At 64.3% G+C, this 1,593-nt stretch carries 1 protein-coding gene; it reads right to left on the bottom strand.

The window, feature by feature from the left end:
* The coding region (locus ENZ74_RS31320; RefSeq protein WP_164761370.1) for a DEAD/DEAH box helicase family protein at window positions 1-1,593 on the bottom strand (1,593 nt) is incomplete at both ends.

Below are 1,593 nucleotides of genomic sequence, written 5' to 3' on the forward strand. Positions count from 1 at the left end.
GGATGACCTGCTCGGCGAAGACGCCGCCGGCCTGTTCCATCTCCCAGGCGCCAGGGGTCGCCGAGACCGCGACCGAAAGCGGACGCATGGCATCCCACTCCTCGAAGCGCAGCGGCCGGTTGTCCATGCAGGACGGCAGACGGAAGCCGTATTCGGCCAGCGTCGCCTTGCGGCGAAAGTCGCCGCGATACATGCCGCCGATCTGCGGCACGGTGACATGGCTTTCGTCGATGAAGACCAGTGCGTTGTCGGGGATGTACTCAAACAGCGTCGGCGGCGGATCGCCCGGCTGGCGGCCGGTGAGATAGCGCGAATAGTTCTCGATGCCGGCGCACGAGCCGGTGGCTTCCAGCATTTCGAGGTCGAAGCGGCAGCGCTGTTCCAGCCGCTGTGCCTCAAGCAGGCGGCCGGCGCGTTCGAGTTCGACCAGCCGGTGCTTGAGCTCTTCCTTGATCGACTTGATCGCCTGGTTCAGCGTCGGGCGCGGCGTCACATAGTGCGAATTGGCGTAGATCTTGACGCTTTTCAGCTCGCCGGTCTTCTGGCCGGTCAGCGGGTCGAATTCGGTGATCTGCTCGATCTCGTCGCCGAACATCGAGATGCGCCAGGCGCGGTCTTCCAGGTGGGCCGGGAAGATTTCGATGGTGTCGCCGCGCACGCGGAACGAGCCGCGGACAAAGTTGATGTCCTGCCGCTTGTACTGCTGGGCGACGAGATCGGCGAGCAGCGCGCGCTGGTCGAGCCGGTCGCCGATCTGCATCTGGAAGGTCATCGCCGTATAGGTTTCGACCGAGCCGATACCGTAGATGCAGGACACCGAGGCGACGATGATGACGTCGTCGCGCTCAAGCAGCGAACGCGTCGCCGAGTGGCGCATGCGGTCGATCTGCTCGTTGATCGAGGATTCCTTCTCGATGAAAGTGTCGGTGCGCGGGACGTAGGCTTCCGGCTGGTAATAATCGTAGTAGGAGACGAAATACTCAACGGCGTTTTCCGGGAAGAATTTCTTGAACTCGGAATAGAGCTGCGCGGCAAGCGTCTTGTTCGGCGCCAGGATCAAGGCAGGGCGCTGCGTCTCCTCGATCACCTTGGCCATGGTGAAGGTTTTTCCTGAGCCGGTGACGCCGAGCAGCACCTGGGTGCGGTCGTGGTTATCGACGCCTTCGACCAGATCCTTGATCGCGGTCGGCTGGTCGCCGGCCGGCTCGAACTCCGACACCATCTTGATGGCGATGCCGCCTTCGGATTTTTCGGGGCGGGCAGGGCGGTGCGGCGTCCACAGCACGCCGTCCTTGTGCAGCGGATTGCCGGATTCGATCAGCGCCGACAGTGCCGCCACCGTCGCGGTGACGCTGCCCGAGGCCATGGTCTCGGCGTCCTCCAGCGAGATGTCGAGGCCGGCGACCGGATTGAGGCCGGCTGCCGTGCGCTCCCTGGCTGACGCCGCGCCACCCATCGAGGTGCCGCGCGAACTGCGCCCCGGCGAGCTTGAGCGCTCGGGTATCTTCTTCGACGGCTTCGGCGATTTGCCGCCGTCACCCTTGGCGACAAGACGTCCTTCGTTTTCGGCTTCCTGCTCGATCTGCTCGGCCC

Source organism: Mesorhizobium sp. M7A.F.Ca.CA.002.15.2.1 (assembly GCF_003998715.1).
Classification (GTDB): Bacteria; Pseudomonadota; Alphaproteobacteria; order Rhizobiales; family Rhizobiaceae; genus Mesorhizobium; species Mesorhizobium ciceri.